16 protein-coding genes and 3 pseudogenes are annotated in these 13,622 nt (G+C 53.1%); 9 read left to right on the forward strand and 10 right to left on the reverse strand.

The genetic code is table 11. The features are described from left to right. Nucleotides 1–182 precede the first annotated feature (182 nt). Nucleotides 183–740, reverse strand: a complete 558-nt coding sequence (locus tag NR795_RS08870; protein ID WP_257757964.1) for a DJ-1/PfpI family protein — start codon at nt 738–740, stop codon at nt 183–185. Nucleotides 741–960: 220 nt separating this feature from the next. Here NR795_RS08870 and NR795_RS08875 point away from each other — a divergent pair, with 220 nt between their 5' ends. Continuing rightward, nucleotides 961–1,464 carry a non-heme ferritin-like protein gene (locus NR795_RS08875; RefSeq protein WP_257757966.1) on the forward strand — a complete coding sequence of 168 codons (504 nt, stop codon included), beginning with the start codon at nt 961–963 and terminating at the stop codon, nt 1,462–1,464. Between the two features lie 163 nt (nt 1,465–1,627). On the opposite strand, the gene NR795_RS08880 is transcribed toward NR795_RS08875, so the two are convergent. Both NR795_RS08880 and azuC read right to left on the reverse strand, forming a co-directional pair. Then, a complete protein-coding gene (locus NR795_RS08880; protein ID WP_257757968.1) occupies nt 1,628–1,879 on the reverse strand; it encodes a DUF2766 domain-containing protein in 252 nt (83 codons plus the stop codon). 65 nt (nt 1,880–1,944) lie between these two features. Beyond that, nucleotides 1,945–2,028, reverse strand: coding sequence for a stress response protein AzuC (gene azuC, locus NR795_RS08885; protein ID WP_088218881.1), 84 nt, complete (start codon nt 2,026–2,028; stop codon nt 1,945–1,947). Between the two features lie 213 nt (nt 2,029–2,241). On the opposite strand from azuC, the gene NR795_RS08890 reads away from it, so the two are divergent. Continuing rightward, nucleotides 2,242–3,663, forward strand: coding sequence for an MFS transporter (locus NR795_RS08890; protein ID WP_257757970.1), 1,422 nt, complete (start codon nt 2,242–2,244; stop codon nt 3,661–3,663). 42 nt (nt 3,664–3,705) lie between these two features. Here the strand turns inward: NR795_RS08890 and NR795_RS08895 are convergent, their stop codons facing one another. After that, nucleotides 3,706–4,344 (reverse strand): RpiB/LacA/LacB family sugar-phosphate isomerase, encoded by a 639-nt coding sequence (locus NR795_RS08895; RefSeq protein WP_042391405.1) that lies wholly within the window; start codon nt 4,342–4,344, stop codon nt 3,706–3,708. A gap of 259 nt (nt 4,345–4,603) precedes the next feature. On the opposite strand from NR795_RS08895, the gene yecR reads away from it, so the two are divergent. Continuing rightward, entirely contained in the window at nt 4,604–4,942 is a 339-nt protein-coding gene (gene yecR, locus NR795_RS08900) for a YecR family lipoprotein (protein WP_144817398.1), read from the forward strand. Nucleotides 4,943–5,078: 136 nt separating this feature from the next. Next, nucleotides 5,079–6,290 carry a tyrosine transporter TyrP gene (gene tyrP, locus NR795_RS08905; protein ID WP_144817397.1) on the forward strand — a complete coding sequence of 404 codons (1,212 nt, stop codon included), beginning with the start codon at nt 5,079–5,081 and terminating at the stop codon, nt 6,288–6,290. Between the two features lie 107 nt (nt 6,291–6,397). Here tyrP and NR795_RS08910 read toward each other — a convergent pair whose 3' ends face one another. Then, on the reverse strand, nt 6,398–7,063 hold the full coding sequence (locus NR795_RS08910) for a YecA family protein (protein WP_257757973.1): 666 nt from the start codon (nt 7,061–7,063) through the stop codon (nt 6,398–6,400). 81 nt (nt 7,064–7,144) lie between these two features. On the opposite strand from NR795_RS08910, the gene NR795_RS08915 reads away from it, so the two are divergent. Further along, complete coding sequence (locus NR795_RS08915) at nt 7,145–7,882, forward strand: hypothetical protein (protein ID WP_257757974.1); 738 nt, start codon at nt 7,145–7,147, stop codon at nt 7,880–7,882. 427 nt (nt 7,883–8,309) lie between these two features. Here the strand turns inward: NR795_RS08915 and NR795_RS08920 are convergent, their stop codons facing one another. The 4 genes and pseudogenes from NR795_RS08920 to NR795_RS08935 all read right to left on the reverse strand — a co-directional run bounded on the left by NR795_RS08920 (nt 8,310) and on the right by NR795_RS08935 (nt 10,785). Further along, nucleotides 8,310–8,729, reverse strand: coding sequence for a type II toxin-antitoxin system PemK/MazF family toxin (locus NR795_RS08920; protein ID WP_257757976.1), 420 nt, complete (start codon nt 8,727–8,729; stop codon nt 8,310–8,312). 9 nt (nt 8,730–8,738) lie between these two features. Then, a complete protein-coding gene (locus NR795_RS08925) occupies nt 8,739–9,023 on the reverse strand; it encodes a hypothetical protein (RefSeq protein ID WP_105665756.1) in 285 nt (94 codons plus the stop codon). A 266-nt stretch (nt 9,024–9,289) separates the two neighbouring features. Further along, a complete protein-coding gene (locus tag NR795_RS08930) occupies nt 9,290–9,532 on the reverse strand; it encodes an ogr/Delta-like zinc finger family protein (RefSeq protein WP_308219172.1) in 243 nt (80 codons plus the stop codon). Between the two features lie 48 nt (nt 9,533–9,580). Then, nucleotides 9,581–10,785: pseudogene (locus NR795_RS08935) on the reverse strand (contractile injection system protein, VgrG/Pvc8 family). A gap of 155 nt (nt 10,786–10,940) precedes the next feature. Between NR795_RS08935 and NR795_RS08940 the strand changes: the two are divergent. The 3 genes from NR795_RS08940 to NR795_RS08950 are packed head-to-tail and all read left to right on the forward strand — an operon-like array spanning nt 10,941 to nt 12,556. Beyond that, nucleotides 10,941–12,134, forward strand: coding sequence for a phage tail sheath subtilisin-like domain-containing protein (locus NR795_RS08940; protein ID WP_257757977.1), 1,194 nt, complete (start codon nt 10,941–10,943; stop codon nt 12,132–12,134). Nucleotides 12,135–12,179: 45 nt separating this feature from the next. After that, entirely contained in the window at nt 12,180–12,299 is a 120-nt protein-coding gene (locus NR795_RS08945) for a phage major tail tube protein (RefSeq protein WP_257758286.1), read from the forward strand. A gap of 23 nt (nt 12,300–12,322) precedes the next feature. Then, nucleotides 12,323–12,556 (forward strand): phage major tail tube protein, encoded by a 234-nt coding sequence (locus tag NR795_RS08950; protein WP_257757978.1) that lies wholly within the window; start codon nt 12,323–12,325, stop codon nt 12,554–12,556. On the opposite strand, the pseudogene NR795_RS08955 reads toward NR795_RS08950, so the two are convergent. Continuing rightward, nucleotides 12,547–12,906, reverse strand: a pseudogene (locus tag NR795_RS08955) (phage tail protein); the annotation flags it as partial. The gene NR795_RS08950 and the pseudogene NR795_RS08955 sit on opposite strands and share 10 nt — an antisense overlap. Between NR795_RS08955 and NR795_RS08960 the strand changes: the two are divergent. Beyond that, a pseudogene (locus NR795_RS08960) lies at nt 12,905–13,364 on the forward strand (phage portal protein); the annotation flags it as partial. The pseudogenes NR795_RS08955 and NR795_RS08960 sit on opposite strands and share 2 nt — an antisense overlap. Nucleotides 13,365–13,622 lie beyond the last annotated feature (258 nt).

The following is a 13,622-nucleotide window of genomic DNA, read 5'->3' on the forward strand; positions in this document are numbered from 1 at the left end:
TTGATCCTCCATAGGAGAGCGCCATCACACCGCAGAATTACAGTAAAAGCGTGCATAAATTCAGCGAATATCTTCATAAGAAATGGCGTATTTGTCAGACAAATAAAGAGGGGTGTAGCAGAAATATCCATCAGGCCAGCCAGCTTATCCTTGTGGCCTGACGGGTTAGCTCAGTTGAAGAGTCAGAGGGGGTAGTAGATGTGATCCGCGTGGTCACGCACCGGGGCCACATCACCCAAAAGGCGCGTCGAGACGGCAAAGGCAAAATCAAATACTCGCCCTAACCCTTTGCCGCTGATCAGATTGCCATCCTCTACGACGGCGGCATCGACGTAGTGACCGTCGGTCACGGTTTCATACAGGTCGCCCGAGCAGACGTAGCGCCGCCCCTTCAACAGGCCGTTGCCTCCCAGCACCCGCGCGGCTGCCGAGCAGATTGGACAGATGAGCTTCTCTGCCTCGTCATGACGAGTGACAAAAGCGATAACCTCGGCGCTAGCCGCAAGGTTGACGCTTCCTTCCGGCCCGCCGGGCAGAACAACGGCGTCGTAAAGCGTACCCATGCGTTCACTCAGAATGGCGTCAGCCACCATAGGAATAGCGTGATAGCTTACTACCGCGCGGGACGCGGTACAGGCCAGGGTTTCAACCTCAATATGCAACCGGCGCAGTATATCGATGGTCACTATGGCTTCCGCCTCTTCAAAACCGGGGGCCAGCAGCACCGCAACTCTTTTCATCTCCAACTCCTTCATATTTAACGAAACCGTCCATGACATACATTCACTTATGAATGTAAGCCACTATTTTTATTAAGATTATTCTTTTACATGGCTGAAAAGTGTTTACTGGATCACATTTGTAAAATGAATAAATCCTTACGATCGTTTGGTCGACGCAGCATGGGTGATATTCATCGCAGCCCATCCAGGAGCCCATCCAGGACAGAAGGAGGTCATTATGGCGACGAGCGGCATGGCACAAAAACTCAACTCACAGGTTAACCTTGAGTTCCAGGCATCTAATCTCTGCCTTTCGTTGAGTGAATGGTGTGCAAAGCACAATCTACCGGGTTCGGCAACGTTTCTACGCGCGCAGGCACAGGAGAAGGTAAACCTGATGATGCGCATATTCGACTTTATGAAGCGCGCCGGTGCCTATCCCAGTGTAAAAGCCCGAGAGAATCCGCACGACAGCTTTAATTCGTTAGAAGAGCTGTTTCAGAAAGCGTTTGAAGAGTACCACGTGCGGTGTGAAATGCTGGCCCAGCTGAGTGAAGAAGCTAAAGCGATAAAGGATGAAAAAACGTTTAACTTCTTGCGCGAGGTGGAAAAAGCAGAGCAGCAGGATGGTCTGCTGCTGCAGCTGTTAATTAGCGAAATTCATCGCTCTGAGCGAGACGGGAAAAATATCGCCCAGACCGATCGGGCGCTGCTTAACGTGGTGAACTGCCGCAGGCACTAACCCTTTCCGCTAACCTCTCTGGCGGGAGCCTCTCCCGCCAGCCCCCTGCTGCCGGTTTAAACCTTAACGCAGGTGTCCCACCGTTTACTCTCGCCAGCAATAAAAAAACATCCGTTTGAAAATAACAAAACAAAGGTTTATTTTATTTGCTTATAGCCACACTTTAGTGCGCCTCTTCCTGCGGTGTAAATTTAAGCTCAATTAAGGCAATAGCTTTCTGAATAGCACGCCGGGTCACCGGATCGGCCGCCGCCGGATGCGTAGTAAAGTCGATGGTTTTGAGCTGGTTAGCCATCTTCTCACGCACCTCAACCGGAGCGATAACGTCAATGACGTCGAGGATCTGTTTGATCACCAGCTGGCACGCCACAACGTCGGACACCAGCTCCTGATCGGCGCTAAGATTTTGAGACATAGTTACTCCTGAGTTACAGAAACAAAAAAACCTGCCGCAGCAGGTTTTTTATCACAGCAACTTTATTAGAACATAGCGCCCGGCGGTACGTCTTTAAAAGTCTTGCAGTAGGTTTCAAAAATGCTTTTCAGGATTTTGCGCAGTTTCATGTTTTGCTCCGGCTATTTTGTTATGCAGGTGTTACTTATCTATGGGCGTATAATATGACTTGCATCACAAAAATCAACCACTTTGTGATGAATATCACATCAATTTCGCTGCAATCTTTCTCGTTTTGTTAAAAAATTATTGAATAATCCGTAAGTTACGCTAGTTTCATTTTTTTTAATTATTAAAATTTTTTTTGAAATGGCAGACCAAAAATGAGTGAAAATACCCTCCCGGAGAAGACGCGGGGCGTCTCGCCCGCCGCGCTGCTGGTCGCCGGGGCCTTTTTTATGGAGTTTCTCGACGGGACGGTGATAGCAACGGCCCTGCCGGATATGGCGCGGAGTTTTGGCGTCGAGGCGGTAGCGCTGAACATCGGCATCAGCGCCTACCTGATCACCCTTGCGGTATTGATCCCAGCCAGCGGCTGGATAGCCGACCGCTTCGGTGCGCGTAAGGTCTTCACCGCCGCGCTGGCGATCTTTACCCTTGCATCGGTATTCTGCGGCCTCTCCACCAGCGTTGAGATGTTTGTGGCGATGCGCGTGCTGCAGGGAATGGGCGGCGCGCTGATGGTCCCTGTCGGCAGGCTTGCCGTGCTGCGTACCACGCCTAAGCATCTGCTGATCACCGCCATCGCTACCCTCACCTGGCCCGCACTGGTCGGGCCTATTATCGGCCCACCGCTGGGCGGGTTTATTACCCACTATGCCGACTGGCGCTGGATCTTCTTTATCAACGTGCCGATTGGCCTGCTGGCCATTGTTCTGGCGCTGCGCATCATTCCCGATATTCGCGACGACGAGCGCCGCCCGTTCGATCTGGCTGGCTTTCTCTCGACCTCGGTGGCGATGGTGAGCCTGGTGTGTGCCATGGAGATGCTGGGAGGTGAACAGCAGCAGGGAGCGTGGACGCTCGGCCTGCTGGCGCTAGGCACGGCCACTCTGGTCTACGCGCTGCGCCACTTTCAGCGCGTCCGTTGGCCGATGATCCGCCTCGATGCCATGCAGGTGCATACCTTTCGCGTCACCATGTACGGTGGCTCGCTGTTTCGCGCCTCGATTAGCGCAGTACCCTTTCTGCTGCCGCTGATGTTCCAGGTGGGTTTTGGACTGGATCCGTTTCATGCCGGGCTGCTGGTGCTGGCGGTCTTTGTAGGTAACCTGACGATTAAGCCAGCCACCACGCCGCTGATCCGCTGGCTCGGCTTTAAAAAGCTGCTGCTGATTAACGGCGCGCTGAACGTGCTGGCCCTGCTGGCCTGTGCCTTTATTACGCCGACAACGCCGGTGTGGGTGATTTTTGTCGTGCTCTACCTGGGCGGGGTCTTTCGCTCGGTACAGTTTACCGGCGTCAGTACGCTGGCGTTCGCCGATGTCCCCTCTGCGCAGATGAGCTATGCCAATACCCTGTTCAGCACGGCGACGCAGCTGGCGGTTGGGCTGGGTATCACGCTCGGCGCGATCGGCATTCGTCTGGGGGAGAAAGCCAGCGACTGGCTAGCGCTTGGCGATGTGCCGGGCATAAGCTTCCGGCTGGCGTTTGTGTTTATCGCCCTGATCTGTCTGGTGGGTATGGTCGATACGTTTAGGCTGGCTAAGGATGCGGGCAGCGCGGTGTCATCTAAGAAAGGTTAACGGTGTGCCGGGCCAGCGTAGCGCTGCCCGGCGCAAGAGGTGTTATGCAAGCATTTCGCGAACGAACGCTTCGATCTCTTTATCCTGGCAGTGTTCAAAGAAGCACTCCTGGAAACGCTGGCCGGAGACGGCGGTTTTCACCAGCTCAGGATCGATGGCGCGCAGGGTATCGAGATAGTTATCTTTTACCACTGCCGCTTTCACCTGGTTGAGGATCCCGGCGTTACGCACCTGCGGCTCTTTACGCTCTGGCGGATAGCCTTCACCTTTACGGCCGGTAAAGGCTTTCTCGAAGATAAAGCGTACGTTCAGCTCTGCACCCCAGCCGAAGCCTTTGGCAAACGGCAGCGCCAGCGCATTACCATTGTTGATCTGGGCAAACAGGAAGGCGTCGGCCGGATCGATACAGTAGCCGCAGTTCACGCCTGGGTGGATGTTCAGCGACATCAACGCGCCCTGGCCGGTGCCGCAGCCGGCAATCACAAAATCAACCGCCTTTGAGTTCAGCAGGATGCTGGCCATAATGCCCAGGTGGATATAGGTCAGATGATGGTCATTCTCATCGCTCATCCCAACGTTGAAAACCGGGAAGCCTTTATCATCAGCGACGGTTTTCAGCTCTTTAAGAATGATGGCGTTTTTGGCAGCCTGGCTGTTTTCCATCATCAGTGCAATTTTCATTATCTCTTCTCCTGAATGCGTTGCGGGGGATCCCGTCATAAAGGGCTAATCAGCTTAAACCTTACTACCTGGCAAACATACTTTCAAATTTAATGAAAAATGGTTTTAAAAATTAGAGATGCGGTCACAGTTTTGCTTAAGCCAGCCCCTCTCCCGCTACCGTTGCAATTAGAGCGGTGAGATTCTTTAGCTATTCCTGCCATTGGCTAAATATGCTGGCTGTAGGATGAGATCATCGAAACTGAATCAGAGCGTTTGCATGAAAAGAGTTCTCCTCACCGCTTCACTGATGCTGCTTGCTGGATGCACCATCACGAAAGAACCTGAAGTCACCGACGTTAACCCGGCAACGGGCCTGGTGCGCCTGCATTTTAATGAGACGATGCTGCAGAAGGCCCGCTATGACGACTATACCACGCAGGGAACGGCTAATCGTCAGTGCCAGCAGATGGGCTACGCCACGGCGATAGCCTTTGGTCAGCCAGTGAAGACCTGCAGCGTCATCAGCGGCTCGCTGTGCCTGAATGAAACCGTCACGCTTCAGTACCAGTGTCAGGGCCATGCGGTGAACTACTCCCCCGCCGGCGTCTACTACTGATAGAGACCGTCTTAACCCCAGGCTGTGATTCGTATTGTTATCTTTACAGCAGTTGTAACGGTGGTTTGACGTAAACACGGTTTTGCCTTACTCTGCGCCGCACAATTTTGGTGCGTAGTTCAGGTGTAAGAGAAGCGTGAAGAACAGGACTTTTGGCAGTATGTTTATCGTTGCCGGGACCACCATCGGTGCCGGTATGCTGGCGATGCCGCTGGCCGCCGCAGGCGTTGGTTTTGGCGTAACGCTGGCGTTACTATTTTGCCTGTGGGGGCTGATGTGTTACACCGCCCTGCTGCTGCTGGAGGTGTATCAGCACGTTCCGGCGGATACCGGCTTAGGTACGCTGGCCCGCCGCTATCTCGGGCGCTACGGACAGTGGGCCACCGGTTTTAGCATGCTGTTCCTTATGTATGCCCTGACGGCGGCCTACATGAGCGGCGCAGGCGAGCTGCTGGCCTCAAGCCTGAGCGAGTGGCTTAGCCTCTCCGTTTCACCCGCGACCGGCGTTCTGCTGTTTACCCTTGTCGCTGGCGGCGTTGTCTGCATTGGCACTTCGCTGGTGGATCTCTTCAACCGTTTTCTGTTCAGCGCTAAGCTACTGTTCCTGATTGTGATGCTGGCGCTGCTGATGCCTCATGTGCATAAGGTGAATCTCCTGACGCTGCCGCTGGAGAAGGGGCTAGCGCTCTCTGCCATTCCTGTAATCTTTACCTCCTTTGGTTTTCACGGCAGCGTCCCGAGCATCGTTAGCTATATGAACGGCAACGTACAGAAGCTGCGCTGGGTCTTTATAACCGGCAGCGCCATTCCGCTGGTGGCCTATATCTTCTGGCAGCTGGCAACGCTGGGCAGCATCGACTCCACGACCTTTTTTGGTCTGATGGCTAACAGTGCCGGACTTAACGGCCTGCTGCAGGCCCTGCGCGACGTAGTCGCCTCGCCGCACGTAGAGCTGGCGGTACACCTGTTTGCCGATCTGGCGCTGGCGACGTCGTTTTTGGGCGTGACCCTGGGGCTATTTGATTACCTGGCCGATCTCTTTAACCGTCGCAACACCGCGATGGGCAGGCTACAGACCGGGGCGATTACCTTCCTGCCGCCGCTGGCCTTTGCTCTCTTCTATCCACGCGGCTTTGTGATGGCATTAGGTTATGCGGGCGTGGCGCTGGCCGTGCTGGCGCTGCTGATCCCTTCCCTGCTGGCGTGGCAGAGCCGTAAGCATTATCCGCAGTCGAACTACCGCGTACGGGGCGGTAAGCCCGCTCTGCTGCTGGTGCTTTTCTGCGGCGTGGCGGTGATTGCGATTCAATGCGGTATAGCAGCGGGACTGCTGCCAGAGGTGGGTTAGAGAAGTGAGCTCAACGTAGGCCGGGCAAACGCAGTGCCGCCCGGCGTTACAGTGTCAGCCTGGTTACGCCCGGTGGCGCTATGCTTACCGGGCCTACAATAAGGGTATCAGTGCAAACAACACTGCTTGTATTTTTTGCCGCTGCCACACGGACAAGGATCGTTGCGCCCGACCTTATCACCGTTCACTATCGGCTGTTTTACCGGACGTTCCTGCTGATTGTCAGCCCAGTAGTCAAACAGCGCCAGCGCAGCGGGTTTCAATGCCTCAACGCTCGCCTCGAATGCCTCCGGGGTCATCTCCTCTACGCGGGTAAAGTTCTCCTCTTTACCGTGCAGCGCAATGGCCTCCAGCGCAGGCTGTAACGACTCGGGCAGCGTGGACCAGTCACTCAGCGCGACACCGCGCATGTAGCCGAAGCACCACTCCTCCACGATGCTGAGATCCTGGCCTTCAATGGTGCGCGTCCCAAACAGCGGCTCAAACTGCTCCGGGTAATCGGCAAGGCGCTCGGCGATATCGTTCATATGCTGGAATGCGAGCGTCATAAAGCGCTCCATCTCCTTTTCGGATGACCAGCGTGGAACATGATTCGCACCGCCCCAGATAGCCACCAGCCACTCGCTCGGCTCAATCTCCGTTGGCGCGCTCAGCACTGCGGTCAGCAGGCCGTCCAGCTCCGCCACGTCGACAATGGATGCCTCATTGCTGTACTTCGTCAGCACGTCGTCCAGCCACTCCAGCTCTTTCTCATCCAGCGGTCCGGTTTTCATAAAATTACTACCTCAGTTTGGGGCGGGCGCATATGATAGACCATAGCAGATCGCAGGACAAACAAACCAGGAAGCGAGAAGATGCTCATTGAAGATTATAAAAGGATCTTAACTGACTTGAAGGCTACCTCTTTTGATTTAGCCGAAGATAAATATTCTGGCATCTTTTTACCTGTTCCCTTCGATGAGTACTGGCAATCAAATGTAAAAATCATGTTAGTAGGACGCGAAACGGCTGGCTGGAATACCAAGAACAATAAAAATAGTATTGCCAGAGCACTGGGTCTGGTACCCGGCATCACTGTAGAGACCGTTATTGAAGAGGCTGTGGCACGTTACAGGCAGCATTTAGATAAAAAGCCGAACGGTACGATTAAGTTAAAATCCAGAAGCCGATTTAAGCAGTATTACTTCCGGCTAGCCCGGGAGTTGCAGATCAACCCGAAAGCGATTGTCTATGCGAACCTGTTTGCATGGGATTATGCTAAGAAAACCCCGCTGGATCGACCTGCTACAGAGCTTACAGAAGTAACATCTATCTCTCTACGCCTTCTGGCTGCCCAAATCAGATATTTACAGCCCGACTTTATGATCTTTGCGGCAGGTATAAGTAGAGCAGACTCTACTATCAAGAAATTATTTACCGAGCATTTAGAGGGGTATCAGACATCAGCCCCTGTCATATCTGGCAGACTGTGGGAGTTTAAATCAAACAACACAACGTGCTTCCGCATAGCCCACCCCAGAGCTGGCCATGGGCATGAAGAATATCGAAGCAAAGTGATAGAACGTATTAAGCATGCACTTCGGCAGGGGTAAATGCAGAGGGCAACAGGTCACTTCAGGCACAAAAAAACCACCCATAGGTGGTTTGACGACACTGCTTATTGCTTTGATTATTCTGCAAATTTCCAATGGTACCCGGAGCGGGACTTGAACCCGCACAGCCTTACAGCCGAGGGATTTTAAAAACTATCACAGTGTCATAAAAATCATAACGTTATGAAGAATAAAACAATTTTACTTGCGCATCTCTGCGCATTACAGCTTATGGCACGAATCCATCGCCATTATTTTCACAGATTTTGCATCGTTATACTACGCTTTTTTACTGTATAAATTTACAGTACTTCAGCTAGGATATTTAGCATCCGCAAATTTTCTTAGTGCAAAAAGAAAACCTGCCTCAGTCAACCTCAACCGGTTGTCTGAGGCGGGCCTTAGCAACTCTGGGCGCCGTTAAATCTTATGCAGCCTTAATAGCCTTTTTATGGGCAGCCTGCAGAGCTGGGATATATGTTGGGTGCAGCGTCCCCATCACTGGTGACGACGTCGGCTGACCGCTCTTGATCGGCGCAAGATCGAACCAGTCACTGTCATAGGGCAATTTTACAAGCGTGCTCATATCAAATTTAGTATCGTGAGCAAGGCCGGAGATTGCAAAACCTGCATCCCCTGTTTTCAGCACAAATTCCGTGCTGTAAATTTTATTTACTTTCTGACTCGTTCCGTATGCTATCTTCACAGCATTATCTTCTTCTGCCACCTCAATAACCAGCGCAGGGCGCGGCTTTGGCCCTGGCTGACCTGGCACCTGGGGAAAATAACACCAAACAAAGTCACCAGGTTCAGGGAGTGGAGTGTAATGCTTCTTGCCGTTTGCCATGCTGTCTCCTTATAAAAGACTTTTTGTAAACCGCTCCTCCGGAATATCGCTTGCAGTGGAAAGCTCGCGGATAGTTTGGATCTGAGCAGCAGATAACGGCCCTTCGTCTTTTTCGTAATGTGGCAAGAATGCATCAGCCAACTTACGTAATGCCAGATGAGCCAATTCAGTTTTTGTCATACCTGTTACCGTCATCAACGCTTCTAGCGTGTAGCCGCTGATGGCATTCGGGGAATCCTTCTCTCTCAATCGAAGTACGAAATCTCCGGTTTTTTTAACGACGTGTACTGTCATAATTGATACTCCGTATATTTAGTGTCTAACCTCTCTTTTTCCTTTTAGATTCATCTACCTAAAAAAATTATTAAATTTAGATTGATCAAATGTGCCATTCCTTTCTCCAGTAGTTATTGCCCGCTATTAGGCAAGGTGAAAGATATCAGATTGATATCACCAATGTCAAGCATGATGATATCAGATTGATATCTAGCATTAGCCAATGCACTTTAAGGTTTAATTTGAATGACGTTTAGGAAAACCCGCCATGTAGGCGGGGTATTTTACAGCGCCAGCGATAACTGATCGTCGCCGTGGTGACTTCGTGGAAAAGCTTCTTGTGGCACCATCGCGCCGGGGGCGGGCTGGGTCTGGTTTAGTGATCCGTCTATTTCCGTCATGCTGGTGAAACAGTACCCGCACAACATATTTTGACACTGGTGATAGCTGCGCCGTACAAGCAAACTCAGCTCAACGCTGGTTCTGTTTTTTGCTACTGCATGGCAGCGAGGACAGCGCATTGCCATACGCGAGCCTTCTTTCAGGACTGGTTAATATCAACGCAAGTATAACGCTTAAGACGTTGAATCGTCACTCTCCGCTGTCCAGTCGTCGATTTTTACTTCCAGTTCCAGCGACGTGGTAAACCCGCTGCTGCCAACGTCATGAACGCAACGCGTTATCGTCCAGCTTCCACTGTCGATAGTAGACTTAAAACCGTACACGCTGGCGGGCTGTTCCAGGTACAAATCTGCGCGGCCACGCGCCAGGGTGATGCTGAACGTAGCCGCCCCGCGCTGCAACTCTCGCCACTTAGCCGCGGCTGCACGCTTCGCCGCCTTTTCCGTTTTGAAGGTTTTGCGAATCACAAAAACGTTACCATCTGCCCCGGCCAGATAATCCTCTTCTTTCTTGCTTGATGCAGGTTCTTTCTTTTTGGCCTGGGTGGTTCGGTGCCTGCGGGTGGTTTTCTTCACGGTGGTGGATGGCTTCTTACCAAAGTTGAGATCAAGCCAGTATGCCGTTACGCCCGCGTACGCATCCCTGTCGGCCACGTTAAACCGGTGCTTATCTCCGCTTGAGCGCACTATCTCGAGCACCGGCAGCGGCTTGCCGCTTTGCGTCACACCCTTGCCTGGCGTGATAAACAGCAGCATACCGTTTTTAATGGTCGCCACCGCGCCCAGCATTTCGGCCATGCGCGTTAAGAAGCTGATATCTGATTCACTCGTCTGATCGGCGTGGTCAATCTCAATCTTCGCCAGTTCTACGCTGACACCCGCGCAAATCGTAGCGGCTGGCAATGCTGGCGACCACATCCCCCACGGTAATATCGTGCCAGCTATATTCCCTTTTCACGTTGAACGTATCATGAAAATCCGCGCTTCTGGCGCTGATCGTCAGGTGGTCAGGTGGTCAGGTGGTCAGGTGGTCAGGTGGTCAGGTGGTCAGGTGGTCAGGTGGTCAGGTGGTCAGGTGGTCAGGTGGTCAGGTGGTCAGGTGGGCCAGCGTGGCCGATTTCGTCAACCGTATACACCCCTTTAAAGACCAGCGGATCATTATCCCAGCCCAGCGCCACCGATATCTTTGAGCCGCGCGATGGTAAAGCTACCTGTCCGTGTGCATCATCCAGCGTCAGATCCAGCGTATCCGCCTCAAAGCTCCGGTTATCGGTCAGCGAAAGGGAAATCAGCCGGTTATCCAGCGCCGTAAGTTGCTTACCTTCAATTTCAATACTGAACGCCGGGCGTGGCGAATATTGGTTTTCTGTCGTGTCTATATCAACCCCTTCATCATAATGGGGTACATCGTCGCCACGCGCGCGCATGAACAACGCCCCGTCATTGTTGCAGGTTGCTGACAACCCTTATACATCGCATCGGACTGCCAATGCCGCAATGATATTCGCAGTCATTAAAGTGGCGAGGCAAATACATGGCCACTAACTACCATCACGATGTAACCGCCACGGAAACCACCGACCTTAGCACGATGATCACCGACATTGATTCGGCGGTGATCGGCGTTGTCTGCACCGCTGATGATGCGGACGAAACAGCGTTCCCGCTGGATACCCCTGTACTGATCACCCCCGTGGCTAACATGCTGGGCAAAGCAGGCAAAACCGGCACCCTGTATACCACCCTGAAAGCGATTTCAGACCAGACCAGCCCGCAAACCATTGTGATTCGCGTTGCTGATGCTGCAAATATCGAACCGCCTGAAGGCGGCACCGCACAGACACAGGATCAACTGGTTATTGGCGGCACCGATGCAAACGGGCGCTTTATCGGCATGTACGCGCTGCTGTCTGCCGAAATGCGTGTAGGCGTGCGTCCGCGCGTCTTGGCTGTTCCTGGACTTGATACGGAAGCTGTGGCCGCACAACTCGGCGTCATTGCGGAAAAGCTGCGCGCGTTTGCTTACGTGGCAGCGAACGGCTGCAACACAATCGCCGAAGTGAAGGAATACCGCGAACAGTTCTCCCAGCGTGAAATGATGGTTATCTGGCCTAATTTCATCTGCTACGACACCAACGCCGGGGCAAAGGCCACCGTGCCCGTGGGTGCCCATGCGGTTGGGATGCGCGCCAAAATCGACGCAACGCAGGGTTGGCATAAAACCATTTCCAACGTGCCCGTTAATAACGTGCTGGGGATGGATCGGGATATCTATTTCACGTTGCAGGGCACCGATACCGACGCCGACGAACTGAACGCAGCAGGCGTTACCACGTTGATCAAGCAAGACGGCTACCGCATCTGGGGATCGCGCACCTACGACGCGGAAACGTATATCTTCGAAAGCTATAACCGAACCGCGCAGATCGTTGCGGATACCGTCGTCGAAGCCCATTTCGCCTATGTTGATAAACCGCTTACCCCGTCGCTGGTTAAGGACATTGTGGACGGCATCAATAAGAAGCTGACCTCATACGTGACGGCTGGCAAGCTGCTGGGCGCCCGCTGCTGGTATGACCCGGAACCGAATACCTCGGAAACCCTGCGCAATGGTCAATTGACCATTAAGTACAACTACACCCCTGTTCCACCGCTGGAAAATCTCAGCCTGGTACAGGAGTTTACCGACGAATATTTCGCTACGTTTTCCAGCACAGTGAATAACTAACCGGGGGCGCTTATGGCACTGCCTAAGAAACTCAAATATTTCAATATGTTCTTTGACGGGGATAACTACTTCGGCATGGTGCCGGAAATCACCCCCGCCAAACTCACAAAAAAACCGAAGATTACTAGGCGAGCGGTATGCCGGGTTCGGTTGCGGTGGATCTAGGCTTCGACGCTGGCGCCCTGGATATGGATAACACGCTGGGCGGTCTGGATGCCGGATTGCTGAAAAAATGGGGCGTTACCACTGCTGACGGGATGCAAACACGTTTTGCTGGCTCCTATCAGGACGATGCAACCGGCGACGCTGTACCGTGCGAAATCCAAACGCGCGGCCGCTTCACTGAACTGGATCCCGGTTCGGCAAAAGTCGTGGATGACACTTCGCATAAGTACACCCTGAAAACACCTATTACAAGCTGATCATCAACATACTGACGTGTTGCCAGCACTTCCGAACGGTCAATTTTCAGCGTCACCGCTGCGGTGCTGCTAACAATCAGGATCATGCGCACGACCTGCACGCGCCCGCTTCCCTACTGTAGCTGCGGCTTATAGGTTTCCGCACAATTGGCAACGGCAATCATATCGCCATCTTTATCAAACAGACCAATTTCACGGATCCACCACCCGCCCACGTCTTCTGGGATCACCTGTTCGGCAATAATCTGGTTGGCGTTGTTCGGGTCAATGCTCAGAGTAATGAGCGATGCGCGGCGCTGCTCATGAACCAGCGCCGTTTGTGCCGGATTCGGTGTTGGAAGCACGCCGTTATTTCGCCGCAACTACTACATTAACGGCAGTCATGCGGGGGTGATCGTCTACCTCACTGACCCGGTAGCGAATAATAACGATGTGGAAAAGCTTAAAAAGTCGCTGAAAGACGCACGCGGCAACGGTGCTTTTAAAAACCTGTTTGTTTACGCGGCGGGCGGGAAAAAAAACGGCCTGCAAACTATGCTGTTCAGCCAGGTGGCTGTAAAGGATCAATTTACCGGCATCAAAGACGCCACCCGCGACGACCTGTTAGCCGCGCGCCGCGTGCCGCCTGTTCTGATGGGGGGTAATGCCGAATAACTCCGGTGGCTTCGACGACGCAGAGAAAGCGGCGAAGGTGTTTTCCATCAACGAACTGGTCCCGATACAAGAAAGCCTGAAAGAGTTAAACGACTGGCTGGGGATCGACGTGGTGGGCTTCAACCCTTACGCACTGTTGCAGGCAGCGATCTGACGCCAGCCCGGACACACCCACCACCGCCGTGGAACGGCCAGCACGGCCATAAATGACCACACCGCACATAAGCCCCTCAGCAGCACGCTAGCAGGGGCTTTTCTTTTGCCTCAAACCACCACAACGAACTGAAAACGATGCAGCAGCGAGACGCAGTGGCGCGAAAATCGGCGCAGATAATACCGACCCTATTCCCCCCCTCAGCGCGCGCTCATTCTCCCGCCTCGCCCGCACGCAAAACCCCCGCTTTTTTTATGC

The sequence above is a fragment of the Pseudescherichia sp. L3 genome (assembly GCF_024656065.1).
Taxonomy (GTDB): domain Bacteria; phylum Pseudomonadota; class Gammaproteobacteria; order Enterobacterales; family Enterobacteriaceae; genus Pseudescherichia.